The sequence below is a fragment of the Paenibacillus sp. FSL R10-2199 genome, from assembly GCF_038000235.1.
In the GTDB taxonomy this organism is placed as follows: Bacteria; Bacillota; Bacilli; order Paenibacillales; family Paenibacillaceae; genus Paenibacillus_AQ; species Paenibacillus_AQ phytohabitans.
Genome location: NZ_JBBOBO010000001.1, coordinates 6,374,845 through 6,390,385, shown reverse-complemented (window position 1 = coordinate 6,390,385; position 15,541 = coordinate 6,374,845). Strand labels below are relative to the sequence as shown.

Annotated in this window: 12 protein-coding genes; 10 read left to right on the top strand and 2 right to left on the bottom strand. The window is 53.9% G+C overall.

Translation table 11 applies throughout. The features are described 5' to 3' along the window. The first annotated feature begins 88 nt into the window (after positions 1–88). From NYE33_RS27990 to uidA, 7 genes are all read left to right on the top strand, one after another. A complete protein-coding gene (locus tag NYE33_RS27990; protein WP_269323272.1) occupies positions 89–1,009 on the top strand; it encodes an ABC transporter permease in 921 nt (306 codons plus the stop codon). Between the two features lie 26 nt (positions 1,010–1,035). Beyond that, positions 1,036–1,917 (top strand): carbohydrate ABC transporter permease, encoded by an 882-nt coding sequence (locus NYE33_RS27985; RefSeq protein WP_042135835.1) that lies wholly within the window; start codon positions 1,036–1,038, stop codon positions 1,915–1,917. 13 nt (positions 1,918–1,930) lie between these two features. After that, positions 1,931–2,083: a hypothetical protein gene (locus NYE33_RS27980; protein ID WP_156118595.1), complete on the top strand. Its 153-nt coding sequence runs from the start codon at positions 1,931–1,933 to the stop codon at positions 2,081–2,083. Between the two features lie 612 nt (positions 2,084–2,695). After that, on the top strand, positions 2,696–4,228 hold the full coding sequence (locus tag NYE33_RS27975; protein ID WP_341068508.1) for an extracellular solute-binding protein: 1,533 nt from the start codon (positions 2,696–2,698) through the stop codon (positions 4,226–4,228). A gap of 63 nt (positions 4,229–4,291) precedes the next feature. Beyond that, a complete protein-coding gene (locus NYE33_RS27970; RefSeq protein ID WP_336101920.1) occupies positions 4,292–6,583 on the top strand; it encodes an AraC family transcriptional regulator in 2,292 nt (763 codons plus the stop codon). Between the two features lie 65 nt (positions 6,584–6,648). Then, positions 6,649–8,958: a 3-O-beta-D-glucopyranosyl-beta-D-glucuronide phosphorylase gene (locus NYE33_RS27965; RefSeq protein ID WP_341068506.1), complete on the top strand. Its 2,310-nt coding sequence runs from the start codon at positions 6,649–6,651 to the stop codon at positions 8,956–8,958. Between the two features lie 79 nt (positions 8,959–9,037). After that, a complete protein-coding gene (gene uidA / locus NYE33_RS27960) occupies positions 9,038–10,828 on the top strand; it encodes a beta-glucuronidase (RefSeq protein ID WP_341068503.1) in 1,791 nt (596 codons plus the stop codon). A 3-nt stretch (positions 10,829–10,831) separates the two neighbouring features. On the opposite strand, the gene NYE33_RS27955 is transcribed toward uidA, so the two are convergent. Next, complete coding sequence (locus tag NYE33_RS27955) at positions 10,832–11,161, bottom strand: HIT domain-containing protein (protein WP_341068502.1); 330 nt, start codon at positions 11,159–11,161, stop codon at positions 10,832–10,834. 125 nt (positions 11,162–11,286) lie between these two features. On the opposite strand from NYE33_RS27955, the gene NYE33_RS27950 reads away from it, so the two are divergent. Further along, entirely contained in the window at positions 11,287–12,219 is a 933-nt protein-coding gene (locus NYE33_RS27950; protein ID WP_341068500.1) for a hypothetical protein, read from the top strand. 204 nt (positions 12,220–12,423) lie between these two features. Here the strand turns inward: NYE33_RS27950 and NYE33_RS27945 are convergent, their stop codons facing one another. After that, on the bottom strand, positions 12,424–13,284 hold the full coding sequence (locus tag NYE33_RS27945; protein ID WP_341068496.1) for an SDR family NAD(P)-dependent oxidoreductase: 861 nt from the start codon (positions 13,282–13,284) through the stop codon (positions 12,424–12,426). Between the two features lie 159 nt (positions 13,285–13,443). On the opposite strand from NYE33_RS27945, the gene NYE33_RS27940 reads away from it, so the two are divergent. Both NYE33_RS27940 and NYE33_RS27935 read left to right on the top strand, forming a co-directional pair. Then, on the top strand, positions 13,444–13,884 hold the full coding sequence (locus NYE33_RS27940; protein ID WP_341068494.1) for a MerR family transcriptional regulator: 441 nt from the start codon (positions 13,444–13,446) through the stop codon (positions 13,882–13,884). 524 nt (positions 13,885–14,408) lie between these two features. Continuing rightward, on the top strand, positions 14,409–15,503 hold the full coding sequence (locus tag NYE33_RS27935; protein ID WP_341068492.1) for a glycerol dehydrogenase: 1,095 nt from the start codon (positions 14,409–14,411) through the stop codon (positions 15,501–15,503). The last annotated feature ends 38 nt before the right edge of the window (positions 15,504–15,541 follow it).

Genomic DNA, 15,541 nt, shown 5'->3' with positions numbered 1-15,541 from the left:
GCACTTATATAAACAAAAATAACTGATCCAAGGGTGCCGGAAATGGGGAAGGAACATGGGAAATCCATTAGCGGCTTCGAAGCCGTCAATGTCTGCTGTATTCCGCAGGCAGAAGCTGAAGCGTCTGGCCCGCAACCGCTGGCTGTATATCATGCTGCTGCCGGGACTGCTGTATTTTATCACTTTTAAATATGTACCGATGTATGGGATCCTGCTGGCCTTCAAGAACTATCAGCCCTTCCTGGGGTTTGTCGACAGCGAATGGGTGGGGATGAAGCATTTTGACCGCTTTTTCGGGGACCCGCTGTTCTGGAAGCTGCTGAAGAATACGTTCGTGCTGGCGGCCTACAATATTCTGTTCTTTTTTCCGCTGCCGATTGTGCTGGCACTGATGCTGAATGAATTAAGATCGCAGACGTACAAGAAGACAATTCAGACCCTGGTCTATATCCCCCACTTCATGTCCTGGGTGGTTATCGTCTCCATTGCCTACCTGTTCTTCACAACCGAGGGAGGGCTGGTCAATGAAGCGATTGCCTCTGTGGGCGGCGAGAAAATCCAGTTCCTGCTTAGTCCCGGCTGGTTCCGGACCTTCATCACCGGTGAAGTTATGTGGAAGGAAACGGGCTGGGGAACGATCATCTTCCTGGCCGCGCTGGCGGGTGTAGACACGCAGCTCTACGAGGCTGCCAAAATAGACGGAGCCGGGCGGATGCGCCAGCTATGGCATATTACACTTCCGGCGATCCGCTCGACCATTGTGATTCTGCTGATCCTGCGGCTGGGCAATTTCCTCGATACGGGGTTTGAACAGATTTTCCTGATGCTGAATCCGCTCAACCGGGAGGTTGGCGAAGTCTTCGATACCTATGTGTATACCACGGGGATCTCGCAGGGAGAGTACAGCTACAGTACTGCGGTCGGACTGTTCAAGTCAGTTGTCGGGCTGGTGCTGGTCTTCGGCTCCAACTTCCTGGCCAAACGGTTCGGTGAGGAAGGAATTCTCTAGGAAAAACAGCGAAAGGAGGTAGAATTGTGGTAAAAGAAACATCATGGCCGAGCCGCCTGTTTGATCTATTCAATATCATCGTGCTGGCAGTCATTGCGCTCATTACTATTGTTCCGTTCATTTATGTGGTTGCCGGTTCATTCGCAACGCAGCGGGAGCTGCTTGAAAAGGGGTTTATTCTCTTCCCTACAGAGTTTTCACTGGAGGCGTACAACTATATCTTCTCCACCAATACGCTGATGCGAAGCCTGGGAGTAACCATCTTCATCACAGTCGCAGGTACGCTGATCAACATTACACTGACCTGCCTGATGGCCTATCCGTTATCCCGCAGGGATATGGATTTCCGCTCTCCGATCCAGCTCATGGTCATCTTCACGATGCTGTTCAGCGGCGGGATGATCCCCACCTTCCTGGTGGTCAAAGAGCTGGGGATGCTGGATACGTACTGGTCGCTGCTGCTGCCGGGTGCCATCAGTGCCTTTAACCTGATTATTGTCCGCAGCTTCTTCCAGCAGCTTCCGCCGGATCTGGAGGAATCGGCCAAAATCGACGGTGCCAGCGATCCCGGCATTCTGGTGCGGATTGTCATACCTTTGTCCCTGCCGGTGCTGGCTACGTTCTCGCTGTTCTATGCCGTAGGCCACTGGAATACTTACTTCAGCTCCATTCTCTATATTAACGATTCAACCAAGTGGCCGATTCAGGTGCTGCTGCGGCAGATTGTCATGCTGTCCCAGGGCGGAAGTCTGGGAGATACGTCTTCGCTGGAGAGTAACTTTATCCCACCGGACCAGGCTGTCAAAATGGCGGTCATCGTAGTCTCCACGATTCCGATTCTGATCGTATACCCGTTCCTGCAGAAGCATTTCGCCAAAGGCGCTTTGCTGGGATCGGTGAAGGGCTGAGGTCTGAAGGTTCATGAAGGGCAGGAGTGCGGAGGGGGAGTTTGAAGCCGCCGGTGAGCTGGACAATAACAATACACGTTACCGGTCAGTCGCTGTGATACTGGCAGCACAGAAATTCAGTACACTTCGGAAATTTAGTACGCTTGATGCGTACCGGCTGATTTGAGTCCTCTTAGGAGGCAGCGTAGAGAGAAATGTTGTACGTTATACAACTTTGATTCACGGATAGCCAGGTGTTTGGGACGATTGTTGCACGAAATACAATAATATTCCGGCTAAGCCGCTTGGAAAAGGTGAAATCCTGTATTCTGTACAACAATTTTGGATTTTGACCGATTTGGTGAAGGAAATGTTGTATTATGTGCAAGATTTCCGGAGAGTTACCGGATCGCTACGGAAGCCTCATCAGTCTGCGGATTCCCACCGCGAAGAGCGGTGCAATTCAAGGAATCTGCAGACGGGCAGCGGCCGGAGGGCCAAACATTCCCCGTAGTCACGGCCCTGCACTTGAAATTGCTATCACACACCCAAATAAGGAGAACTTGAGAAAATAATAAAAGGCAGTAGTGCGGAGGGGAAGTTTGGAACTGTAGGAGCGGTAGCGTCCGCCTTTAGCTTTGGATTTCAACCGCAGCCAGCGGTAAAAATTCAGGAAATCCATACCTAACAGCGGCCGGAAGTCCAAACATTCCCCGCAGCCGCGACCAAGCCGAGTATTCCATTTCTCAAGTTCGATGCATTACACCACCCACCTCATATTAAGGAAGGAACATCAATCATGAAAACAACCAAAGGGGCAAAAGGCTTTAAAAGTCTGGCGCTGACGACATTCTCGGCAGCTCTGGTGCTGGGTGCATTAGCCGGCTGCGGCAGTAACAGCAATAAAGAAGAGAATGCCGTTCAAGGCGCAGACGGAACCGCATCACCTGCCGGGCCTTACAAAATGTCCATGATGCTGACCAGCTACAATCCGGAGCCGATGGACCCGGAAGGTGAAATCTACAAACAGCTGGAGGAACGGACGAATACTGATCTCAAAATCACCTGGGTCCCTTCGACCACCTATTCGGATAAACTCAGCGCCACCATCGCATCGGGCGAGCTGCCCAGCACCGTGCTTGTGCTCGACCAGAAGCTGCCCTACATTGTCAATTCGGTACGCTCCGGCATGTTCTGGGAGCTGGGTCCTTACCTGAAGGATTATCCCAACTTAAGCCGGATGAACGAAGTAGCCTTGAATGCTATTTCCATTGACGGAAAAGTGTACGGGATCTACCGCGAACGGGATCTGGCACGTGACGGCCTGATGCTGCGCAAGGACTGGCTGGAGAATCTCGGGCTGCAGGAGCCGAAGACGGTGGATGATTTCTATAAAGTGCTGCAGGCATTCGTGAAGGAGGATCCGGATCAGAACGGCAAAGCCGATACGATCGGCCTGGCCGAGCAGCAGGTGGCAGCGGGCTGGCGGGCTATGCTGACCTGGATGGGCGGTCCGGCGGACTGGGAGATCAAGGACGGGAAGGCGAGTCCGGCTCATCTGTCCCCTGCCTTTTTGGAAACGATGAAATTCTACAAAAAGCTGTATGATGAGAAGCTCATCAACCTGGATTTCGCTGTGGTGAAAGACGGCAAGCAGATGATTAACGCAGGCAAAGCAGGCTCGTGGATTGCGAATCTGAATGATGCCAACGGCATTGAAGAGAGTGTGAAGAAGGTTACGCCAGCCGGTACGATTACGATGGTCAACGCGCTGGAAGGTCCGGAAGGACTCCGCAGTCCCGGCGGTTCAGGCTCATACGGCATCTTCATGATTCCCAAGACTTCGGTGAAGACAGAGGAAGATCTCAAGGCCGTTCTGAACTTTTTTGACAAAGTGTCGGATGAGGATATGCAGAATATGCTGGTTAACGGGCTGGAGGGACGCCAGTTCACGCTGGATAACGGGAATTACGTCAAGACCACCGACTCCAAGCTGCTGGCTGAATACGGCATGGGCGATTCCTCCCAGCTGGCTGTCCTAAGGGATAAAGTGGTGACCTATGGTAATCCGCTGGTGCATTTACGTGATGAGATGTGGAAAAAGAATGCGGAAATCGCTGTGGTCAACCCGGTTCAGCCATTCATTTCCGATACCTACAGCGAACGGGGCTCGGAGCTTAGCAAAATAATTGATGATGCCCGGGTCCGCTTTATCATGGGGGATATGGACGAGAACGGGTGGAATCAGGCTGTCGCGAAATGGGAGAAGGACGGCGGCGCGAAGGTGATTGAAGAATATACGGCAGCCTACAACCAAGCGAATGCGCAATAAACGTGCCTGAGAATCCCCATATGCTAGAATAAAAGCAACATACGATTGCGGGGGTAGTGAGTCATGCGAATACGGATATCCAGCTATTTATTGAAACTAATCATTCTTACCTTGGTGATCGGTGCTTTTCCGGTGCTGATCTTAGGGTGGTATTCCTATCACTACTCCTCGCAGTCGGTGCTTCAGCAGGTTGAAGAACGTAACTCCCAGGTGCTCCGGCAGAGCCAGCTGCGGGTGGAGCAGACGCTTAAGATGATTGATTTCTCCACCACGCAGCTTCTGGGGCTGCCGACAGTGACCAATGCAATTGCGACTAAACTCGGCATTAAAGATATGGAAATGATCCATGAGCTGTATAAAAATCTCTCCTCGATCCAGACGTTCGAGCTGGGGATTAAGGATGTCTATTTGTTCAGTCTGGAACAGGACTGGCTGATTACCAATTCCGGCATGGATGCTTACAGCCAGCCGGGTCTGAAGGAGAAGCTGCGGCCGTTCGCCGGAATGCCTAACGGATCGGTGTGGATCAGCGGCAATTCAGCCAGCATCCAGGGGGCCGACGGCATGGTTGAACTGAACCACGCCGTCATTAATATCAAGAAATGGCCGATTAATTCGAGCAGACCCCGGGGCATGATCGCGGTGGTGCTGTCCTCCCAGCAGCTGAACGATCTGATCGCCAATGAGCCGGGCATGGGCAGCGTATTCATACTGGATGAGGATGGCCGGGCGATTAGCCATTCCAACCCTTCGCTGCTGGATAAGGATCTGTCAGCTGAAGCTTACATCGCTGCAATCCGGGACAAGGAAGATACCGCCGGAGTATTCAACGGCATAGCCGATGAGAGCAAGGCCTCCATCTCTTACCGGAAGTCAGCTTATAACGGCTGGACGTACGTATCGGTCGTTCCTACCCAGGCGGTTACCCGTCAGGCTACTGCCATTGGCAGGACCTCGATCCTGATCAGTCTCTGTGTGCTTGCTGCCACAGTGTTTACAGCTTTGATCGGCTCGCGCCGGATGTATAGTCCCGTGCGGCATATCTACTCGTCCTTGCTGCCTGATAAGGAGCAGAGACCCCGAAAGGATGAGTTCATCGCCATCTCCGACCGGATACAGGGCATTCTCTCGGATCAGACCAAGCTGCAGTTTGAGCTTGAAGGACAGCAGCAGCAGCTGGCGGAGTTTCTGGTCCGCAAAATGATGCTGGGTGAAGCGCGATCCCAGGGTATCCAGGAGCGGCTCATGGACTATGGTTACGGGCACACCAGCCAGTGGACAGTTATGCGGGTGCTGCTTGTACAGGTTGACCGGCTTGACAGCAGCCGGTTTACAGAGCAGGACCGGGATCTGCTGCTGTTTGCCATCAGCAATATCGCGCTGGAGGTGGTCCCGGAAGGAGACCGTCTTCCGCCGATTGTCATCCGGGAGTCCGTGGTGATCCTGACCGGCACAAGTACGCAGTCCGAAGAAGCCTTCAAGGAATCCGTGTATGCCAGGGCTGCTGAAGTACAGGCATCTGTTAAGCGTTATCTGGAGCTGCAGACCAGCATCGGCATTAGCCGCTCCTGTACAGCCTGGCCTGAAGTGGGCCGGGGGTATGAAGAAGGGGAGAATGCGCTGAAGTACCGGGCCCGTCTCGGAGAAGAGGTCATTCTGTTCATTGAAGATGTGCAGCCGGCAAGCCGTAAGGAAATTGTCTATCCTAAGAAAATTGCCGATGAGCTGTGCGAAGCGATTAAATCACATGACAGCGGCCGGGCAGAAGAACGCCTGTCCCAGGTGATGAATGCGCTCGCAAGCGAGGAATCCGACCATCAGGAATATCAGATGTCGCTGGTCCGGCTGCTGATGGATCTGATCCGCCTGCTGCAGGACGCAGGCATCTCCCACCACCTGCTGAGGGCAGGGGAGGATTCCCTGTTCGAGGAGCTGCTTGCCATGCATAGTCCCGGTGATATAGAAGCCTGGTTCGGAAAGGTCATTGTTTCGCCGGCTATCGGGCTGCTGAAAGAGCGGCAGGAGACGCAGTTCAACAGTATCTCGGAAGAGGTGAAGCAGCTGATTGCTGAAGCCTTCGACACAGATCTGACGCTGGAGAAATGCTCGGCCAGGCTGAATTATCATCCGCAGTATATCAGCCGTGTGTTCCGTCAGGAGACCGGGACCAGCTTCACCGATTATCTGGCGCAATACCGGCTTACCGTGGCCAAAAGATGGCTAAAGGATACCGATCTGACGATCACCGAGATCGCAATGAAACTGAAATACAATAATCCGGCGAACTTCATCCGTTATTTCCGCAAGATGGAAGGGATTACTCCGGGCCAGTACCGGACCAACCTGGTGGAATAGCAGCTTGTGTTGTGTAGGGCAGGGCAGCAGGAGCTTAAGGAGAACAGGAAAGGTGTGTAATTCATTTGAACAAAAGCGGTGCTTACGGGTATTTCCGGAATCAGGGGAGAGATTATGTCATTACCACTCCCCGGACACCGGCAAGATGGTTCAACTATTTGTTTAACGACACTTATTATATGGAGGTATCCCAGACGGGGCAGGGGGACAGTATTGCATTTCAGCCCCATAACCGGACGATCAGCAGAGGCTTCCGCTACTTTTATCTGAAGGATCAGGAAACGGGGAAAGCCTGGTCGCCGTTCTATCAGCCGCTGAAGACAGAGCCGGAGGCGTATGAGTGTATTCATAGCCTGGGGAGTACCGAGATCCGCTCCGTATCCCAGGAGATAACATCCTCTATTCATGTCTTTGTACCACGCACGGGCCAGCAGGAGATTTGGACAGTAACGCTCACGAATACGGGCGTTAAGCCGAGGAGCTTATCGCTGTTCACGGCGTTCTCGCTGGAGAACGGGGGCGTGATGGGCAGCAAATGCCGGTTCGATCAGGAATCGCAAATCCTGTCCTCCTATTCCTTCCCTTATCATGTCACGTATGAACAGAAGGCCGGATGCGATGACCATACCAACGTGGTGTACGTGTACTCAGATTATCCGGCGGATTCCTATGACTGCAGCCAGCGTGCATTCTTCGGGGGCGACGATATGTACGAGCTTCCGGCAGCCGTGCAGAAGGGGCACTGTTCGGGCCGGCAGGCAGAAGCGGAGAATCCGCTTGGAGCCCTCCAGCAGACCATGACTCTTCAGCCGGGTGAACAGGCAGTGCGTCATTTTGTAGCGGGCTGCGCCTCTTCCCTGGAAGAGATCCGCAGCAGCAAGGCGGAGCTGGCAGCCAAGGGGTATGCTGTTCTGCTCCAGGAAACTGAGGACTACTGGGAGGGGATCACCGGCATGTTCCGGGTGGAGACACCGGACGCGGATGTGAATGCATTCATGAATATCTGGCTCAAAAAACAGATCGTCATGCAGACCCGCACGAACCGCATGTCTAGCTATTGCCCGGTCCGCAATCAGCTTCAGGATGCCCTCGGCTATGCGCTGGTTGATCCTGCCGGGGCGGCAGAGTATATGATCTCTGTGCTTCAGGGCCAGGAGAGCAGCGGCTTCATCCAGCAGTGGATTATGACCGACGGCTCCCCGCCCAAGAATCTGTGCCTGCTGAAGCATACGGACGGCCCGGTCTGGCTGGTTATCTGCATGACGGCACTGCTGAACCAGTGCGGAGATCCGGAGCTGCTGCTGCGGCAGGTGGGCTTCAAGGGATCTTCTGATAGCGCTACCATCTATCGGCACCTGCTGCTGGCAGTGGATTATATGGCCGGTGAGACCGGAGCGCATGGACTGTGCCTGATGGGAGACGGGGACTGGAATGACCCGATTAACGGACCGGGGCGGCTGGGCCGCGGGGAATCAGCCTGGAATACCATGGCGCTGGTCTATGCCATTCAGGCGTTGCTCCCCTTCTGCGGGCGGCTTGGCGATAAGGAGAATACAGAGCATCTGAATACTCTCGCCGGGCAGCTGGCGGATGCCGTTAACCGCACCTGCTGGGATGGAGGCTGGTATGTGGCCGGATTCGATGATGACGGTATACCGTTCGGAACCGCGCAGGATGAAGAGGGCAAGCTGTTCCTGAACACCCAGACCTGGGCGATCATGAGCGGTATTGCCCGCGGGGAGCGGCTTGCGAAATGCCTAGCTGCGATTGACAGCTTAGATACACCGTTCGGACCCCGGCTGCTGGAGCCGCCGTTCAGCGGCTGGAATCCCAAATGGGGCCGGATCAGCCTTAAGCTGGCGGGCACTACCGAGAATGGCTCCGTCTATTGCCACGCGTCCATGTTCAAAGCGTTCGCCGACTGCATCGTAGGCCGGGGAAGCGAAGCCTGGCAGACGATCAGCCGGACGCTGCCGACGAACCCGGGCAATCCGCCCGGGCAGAACGGGCAGGTGCCGATTTTTGTGCCGAATTATTATTTCGGCCTGGCGGATTCCCCGAACTACGGCAAGTCCAGCCATCATGTCTCTACCGGAACGGTAGGCTGGATGCTCTGGACTACGCTTGAATATGCGCTCGGGATCAGAGCTACGGCTATTGGACTGGTTATCGACCCCTGCATTCCAGCGGAATGGCCGGAGTATACAGTGGAGCGGAAATACCGGTCCGCCTCGTACCGGATTCATGTGCTTAATCCCGCCCGGATTAGCCGGGGAACGGTGAAGGTAACGGTTGACGGAGAGGACTGGATGGATGCCGTGCTTCCTTATGAAGCAGGAAGAGAGTATCGGGTTACTGTTCGGCTTGAGCAGTGACGCCTGTTCTAGCATGGGCATGAGTCTGAGCATAAGTGAAAGTCAGAGATAATATATAGAAGATCGGAGTGGACAAACCATGCTGTTTCCAAAGGATACATTGACGCGCGAAATCAAGGATCTGTCCGGCATTTGGCGCTTTAAGGCAGATCCCGGCAACCGGGGGCGGGAAGAGAAGTGGCATAATCAGCCGCTTCAGGATACCATTCCTATGCCGGTTCCGGCCAGCTACAACGATATCACCCAGGATGCGGCGCTGCGCGACCACATCGGTGACGTGTGGTATGAGCAGACCTTCATCGTCCCCCGTTCCTGGTCCGGCGACCGGATGATGCTCTGGGTCGGCAGTGCCTGCCATCATGCGGTTGTCTGGGTCAACGGAGTGGAGGTGGCCTCCCACAAAGGAGGCTTCCTGCCTTTTGAAGCGGATATTACAGGGATTGCAGTGCCCGGGCGGGAGAACCGCGTAACGATCGTGGTCAACAATGTGCTTAACTGGCAGACACTGCCGCCGGGACGGATCAAGACCTTCGAGGATGAGAAGCATCCCGAGGGCTACCGGGTGCAGGAATATTTTCATGATTTCTTCAACTATGCGGGATTACACCGGCCTGTGAAGCTGTACCGGACTTCCGGATTGTTCATTCAGGATATCACGGTAACTACTGATGTGCAGGGGGAGTCAGGGCTTGTCAGATATTCGATGGATTGCTCGCAGCCGGAAGGAGAGGTAAGGGTCAGGCTGCTGGACGAGGACGGCAAGGAAGCTGCCGCCGGGAAGGGAAGCTCAGGCATCTTGCAGGTGGAGAGCGCCAGACTGTGGAAGCCGCTGGACGCGTATCTCTATACACTTCACGTAGAGCTCCTTCATCCTGACGGACAACTTGCTGACCATTATCAGCTCCAGACTGGCATACGCACGGTTAAGGTGGAAGGGACCCGGTTCCTGATCAACGGTGAGCCGTTCTATTTCAAGGGCTTCGGGAAGCATGAGGATAGTGATATCAGGGGCAAGGGGCTGGATCACGCGGTCAATGTGAAGGACTTCAATCTGCTCAAGTGGATTAATGCCAATTCCTTCCGCACCTCCCACTATCCGTATGCCGAAGAGCTGCTGGAGCTGGCAGACCGTGAAGGCATCGTGGTGATCGGCGAGGTGCCGGCTGTAGGCTTCACTTTCTTCAATTATAACGACAAGGTGTATACACCGGATCAGGCTAATGAGGAGACGCTGGCTCATCATCATGATGTTCTCCGCGATCTGATTGCCCGCGACAAGAACCATCCATCCGTAGTCATGTGGAGTCTTGCCAACGAAGCGGCCACCTTCCAGGACGAAGCGGTGCCGTATTTCCGCCAGCTGGCTGATACCGCCCGCAGGCTGGACCCGCAGCGTCCGATTACGATTGTCCAATGGCCGCTGCCGGATAAGTGCAAGGTGGCGCAGTTTTTTGACGTCATCTGTGTGAACCGTTACTACTCCTGGTACCAGGACCCGGGTGCCCTGGAGCTGGTGGAGCATCAGGTGGAATGGGAGCTGATGAACTGGTACCGGAATTTCGGCAAGCCGGTCATCATGACGGAATATGGCGCCGATGCCATCGCCGGATTTCATCAGGACCCTCCGGTGATGTTCACCGAGGAGTATCAGGAAGAGCTGCTCACCCGTTACCACAATGTGTTTGACCGGCTGAATTTCGTGATCGGGGAGCATGTCTGGGCTTTTGCCGATTTTGCCACCAAGCAGGGCATCACTAGAATTAACGGCAACAAAAAAGGCGTGTTCACCCGCCAGCGCCAGCCCAAAGCCGCCGCCCGTATGCTGCGCAGCCGCTGGGGGGAGATGGGGGGATATCCGGAGAAGCTGTAGGACTTATCTCAGCGGCTCGCCATGGCTGATATGCCAGTGCAGATGCTTCGAATCCTGATAGTCTCCAAGGTTCGTGCTCACTCTGCAAGCCCCATACTCCCCGGTTACCTGGGCGGCCACCTGCTTAATTACTCCGATAAGCTCAAGCAGCAGGTCATTATCACTGTCTTGAAGAGTTATAAGCGAGGAGATATGCCGCTTAGGGATAGCCACAATGTGGACAGGATAAAAGGGCCGGGTGTGGTGGTAGGCTAGCACATTGTCCGTTTCGAATACTTTTTGCACAACTGTTTTGCCGCTTAATACTTCATCACAGTAGAAATCTTCAGTCATATGTATCCTCCTTGGCAATGAGTGTCCTCTTGTATTTTACTGGAAATCTCTTAGAATTATATGTGTGAAATCATAGCACTTGCTGAGAGCCGGTTCATTACTATTTTGCCAAAAGGAGATTGTTCATGAAGCTGCTGCTGGAGGATTATGAGGTTATACGGCGATGGATGTACCGCAATGCCCGCCCGCTGGACCTGGCGAGATGGAATTTTCACTTTGAAAAGGGCGGAATACCGCCTGTGCTGGAAGCATTATCAGCCTATCAGAATGAAGACGGGGGCTTCGGACATGCCCTGGAAGCGGATGCCTGGAATCCGGATTCCACACCGGTCATGGCGGCAACGGCTGTGGAGAGACTGCTGGAATTGGAATTTGAAAATGGTGGCCATCCGGTGGTGCAGGGCATTCTGAAGTATCTGGACAGCGGCGCGGACATGGAAGACCGGACCTGGAGGAATGTGGTAGCCTCTAACAATGATTACCCGCATGCTCCTTGGTGGCACACGGATTCGAACAGTACCGCACGGAGTATCTATAATCCGACAGCCATATTGGCCGGATTCATCCTGAAGTATGCTGTCAGGAACAGTGCACTGTATGAACGGGGGATGGGCATCGCCCGTGAATTGACTGATTTATTCCTGCAAGATCCCGCGCTTGAGATGCATCCGCTGAGATGTGTTGCCACGCTGTTGGAATGTATCGCCTGGGCGGAGCTGCAGGAGCAGTTCCCCTACGTTTCCTTGAAGGAAGCGGTCAAGGTGCAGACCATTCAGCTCATCAGCCGCGATGAGGGGCAATGGAACGGATACAGCTGCAGACCGTCCTTTTTCCTGAAGTCGCCGCAAAGTCCGGGTTATGCAGAGCTTGCCGGGCTGATGCACCAGGAGCTGGATCATATCGTGGAGACCGGAAATCCCGAAGGGGTCTGGAACCTGACCTGGACCTGGGCCGGTTATGAGCGGGAGTTTGCCATCAGCGAGAACTGGTGGAAAGCACATATTGTTATAGAGAATATGCTGCTGCTGCGGGAGTTTGGACGGATAGCTGAGCATTAAGGGACCGAAAGAGCAGCTGATCCTGACGAAACTTCCGGAGGCTTTTTCCGCTTAAACAGCGGAGAGGACGGACTGATGGTGAAAAAGCGGAGCGTTCGCCTATGTGCTCACGTTGATCCTGCTTAAAAACAGAGGGCTGTCCCGAGCATCCGTTTTTATGGATTATGGGACAGACTCTTTGGTATGTGCAGCCTTCCCAATGAATCAGGAGCTGCTGCCGGCCGTGCGGAACTCCTGCTGATAAATGGTCTGGACATTCTTCAGAATAGTGCTGCTGTGCTCTGTGAATTTAAGCGGGGTCACCTGATTCTTGATCAGGAACACACCGGGCTTGCGGCTGTGCTCGCCGAGTGCGGCCTGATATAACAAGCCAGCTCCATGAGTGGGTTCAGGGAAGAACATACGGATAACCGGTCTCAGCCAAAAAGGAATTCCGGATTTCTTGCCTCCGCGAATCGTATTGTTGCCGCCTGGATCGGCACTGCGGATCAGGATGCCTTCCGCCGCAAGCGCCGGGGCGATCTCACTGGTCCACAAGGACAGGGCGAGCTTGGTGTCCGCATAAGGCCCGGTTAGCTTTTGGAACTTGGCAGGATGCTCCAGGGCGGCCGGATCGAATTTGCGCTTCATCATAAAAGCGTTGGAAGAAGTGTTAATCACTGTGCGCATTGTGCCTTTCAGGATCAGCGGCTTCAGCTCCATCGTGAGGATATACGGGACAACCGTCTGCAGCTCATAGTGCAGCTCACGTCCCTGCCTGGAGAAGCTTAACTCCGGGAAGCTGCCGCCGGCATTATTGAACAGCAGATCAATCTGCTTTTCATGGCTAGTAATATCCTGCAAGGCACGCTTCAACTGGGCGAAATCGGAGAGGTCTGCCTTGTACGTCCGCAGCTGTCTGCTGCTGAGCGCCTCACGGATAAGGGAATCGTCCTCTGGAAAAGCTGAACGGATGAGCGCGATAATCTCCCAGCCTTCGCTCAGCATTCGGTGGGTCAAGGCGAGTCCGATTCCATTATTCGCGCCGGTGATCAGCGCAGTGCGTTGTGCTTGTTGTATAGTCATAATAAGGGCTCCTTTGGAAATGTAATGGTGAATGGTGCCCATTGTATAACTTGGAGCCGACTCCAAGTCAAGGCCGGAAATTAACGATTGACTTGGAGCTGACTCCAAGTTATACAATAGAATAAACTGAAGACCATACAATTCAAATGAGGTGGGCCTATGAGTCTGGCTGATGCTAATATCATTCAGGGATATTCGATCAAAGAAACAGCCGAGCGGACCGGGATCCCGGAAGATACCATCCGGTATTACGAGAAGATCGGACTGCTGCCCCGGGCGCAGCGCAAGGGAAACAGCCACCGCATCTACAGCGATCAGGATCTGGAGATGATGAAGCTGATCAGTTGCCTTAAGAAGACGGGGATGTCGCTGGACGACATGCGTCCATATCTCAACCTGTCTCTTGATTCAGACCTGTCCGAATATCCGGAGCTGCATGAGATGATCCTGAATCATAAACAGAAGATACTGGAACAGATCGCTTCGCTGCAGCAGATTGTGGATTTTATTGACACTAAGATTGAGCATGGCAATCTTGGACAGCAGACATGTGAGCTGACCGGCGATACCCGCAAAATGCCTGAACGCCGCAAACGCTGACCTTATTACCGCACAGCCTCATTCCAAATCACTTTGGAGTGGGGCTTTTTGCTAATATTACGCAGGCATACAGCTGTTTCACGTGATAACTCACCTATCAGGAAATAATACAATGGAACAATGTGTATAACTCCTATGAAGCGGCTAAAGCGCCGGGAACAGCAGCATTAGTATGGACTTGCTAAGTCGGCAGCAGGAAATAGGTGGATTTTCAACACTTGCTCATGACCGGAAGAGCCCTTACCAGACAACAGTTGGAAAACCGGCACTTAAAATGCGGCAAATCGTTCAGCGTGGAGGGAATGCATGAGATTAAATGACGTTTATCCACTTACTTGCCTCAGATGGTCCAAAAGATCGAAATTAAGATACGTTTTTCCAATTGCTAATTTTGCAGCCCTGGACATTTTATATAACTGCTATTTATGTATCTGCAATTAACATAGGGATCAGCGGAGTTTGGTCATTGCCGGATTCCAGATTCTTCCTTAGAATGAAAAGAATTAGAACAGGAGGAATTCATCATGTCACAGATCATCTATTCACCGTCAAAATATATTCAGGGCAGCGGGGAGATTACGAGACTGGGGGTGTATTGCCTGCAGATGGGGGCGAGAGGAGCCTATGCCATTGTAGATCCCTATATTATCTCCTTGTACGGACAAGAGATCAGCAAGGGCTTCGCGTCGGAGCAGATTCCGCTGCTGCTGCGTGAATTTAAGGGCGAATGCAGTCTAGTACAGGTGGACCAGATTGTGGCGGAGCTGGGTAGCAGCGGTGTGGATGTCATCGTGGGTATTGGCGGGGGCAAGACACTGGATACGGCAAAAGCCGTCAGTCATTTCGCCGGGCTCCCGGTGATGCTTGTGCCGACCGTAGCGTCAACAGATGCGCCTTGCAGCGCCCTGTCGGTCCTCTACAGCGAATCGGGCGAATTCGACCGGTATCTGCCGCTGCGCCGCAGTCCGGATATCGTGGTCGCGGATGTGGAGATTATCGCCAAAGCTCCGGTAAGACTGCTTGCTGCCGGAATGGGCGATGCCTTGTCGACGTATTACGAAGCAAGAGCCTGCAGCAGATCCGGAGCAGTTACCAGCGCAGGAGGGACAGGCACTCTCGCGGCCCTGGCACTGGCCCGTACATGTCTGGATACGCTGCTCGCCGACGGCGCGCAGGCGCTGCAGGATGCAGCTGACGGACGCGCGACAGCCGCAGTTGAACATATTGTCGAAGCCAATATATATCTCAGCGGCATCGGCTTTGAGAGCGGCGGACTGGCAGCGGCCCATGCCATTCATAACGGGCTGACGCTGCTTGAGGAATGCCGGACCGTGCTTCACGGGGAGAAAGTGGCGTTCACCACACTGGTGCAGCTGATCCTTGAAGGAGCAGCGGAAGCCGAGATTACCGGGGCGGTGGATTTCTGCCGGGGGGCAGGTCTGCCTGTTACGCTGGCGGAGCTAAGGTTAGCGGGTGTTGCACAGGACCGGCTGCTCTATGCCGCTGAGGCGAGCTGCAGCGAGGGCAGTCCGATGGCCAACATGCCGTTTGCCGTGACACCGCAGCAGGTGCTGGAGGCGATTCTTGAAGCCGACCGCCGCGGGGCAAAGGTTTCTTAAAAGATAATTTATATGTTTTGGGGAGTTAGTTTAAGCCT

Bases quoted from the DNA above. Each gene is read 5' to 3' on its own strand.
- NYE33_RS27970 (WP_336101920.1), top strand. From the start codon at position 4,292: ATGCGAATACGGATATCCAGCTATTTATTGAAACTAATCATTCTTACC.
- NYE33_RS27945 (WP_341068496.1), bottom strand. From the start codon at position 13,284: ATGACTATACAACAAGCACAACGCACTGCGCTGATCACCGGCGCGAAT.
- NYE33_RS27935 (WP_341068492.1), top strand. From the start codon at position 14,409: ATGTCACAGATCATCTATTCACCGTCAAAATATATTCAGGGCAGCGGG.
- NYE33_RS27975 (WP_341068508.1), top strand. From the start codon at position 2,696: ATGAAAACAACCAAAGGGGCAAAAGGCTTTAAAAGTCTGGCGCTGACG.
- NYE33_RS27955 (WP_341068502.1), bottom strand. From the start codon at position 11,161: ATGACTGAAGATTTCTACTGTGATGAAGTATTAAGCGGCAAAACAGTT.
- NYE33_RS27950 (WP_341068500.1), top strand. From the start codon at position 11,287: ATGAAGCTGCTGCTGGAGGATTATGAGGTTATACGGCGATGGATGTAC.
- uidA (WP_341068503.1), top strand. From the start codon at position 9,038: ATGCTGTTTCCAAAGGATACATTGACGCGCGAAATCAAGGATCTGTCC.
- NYE33_RS27990 (WP_269323272.1), top strand. From the start codon at position 89: ATGTCTGCTGTATTCCGCAGGCAGAAGCTGAAGCGTCTGGCCCGCAAC.
- NYE33_RS27980 (WP_156118595.1), top strand. From the start codon at position 1,931: ATGAAGGGCAGGAGTGCGGAGGGGGAGTTTGAAGCCGCCGGTGAGCTG.
- NYE33_RS27940 (WP_341068494.1), top strand. From the start codon at position 13,444: ATGAGTCTGGCTGATGCTAATATCATTCAGGGATATTCGATCAAAGAA.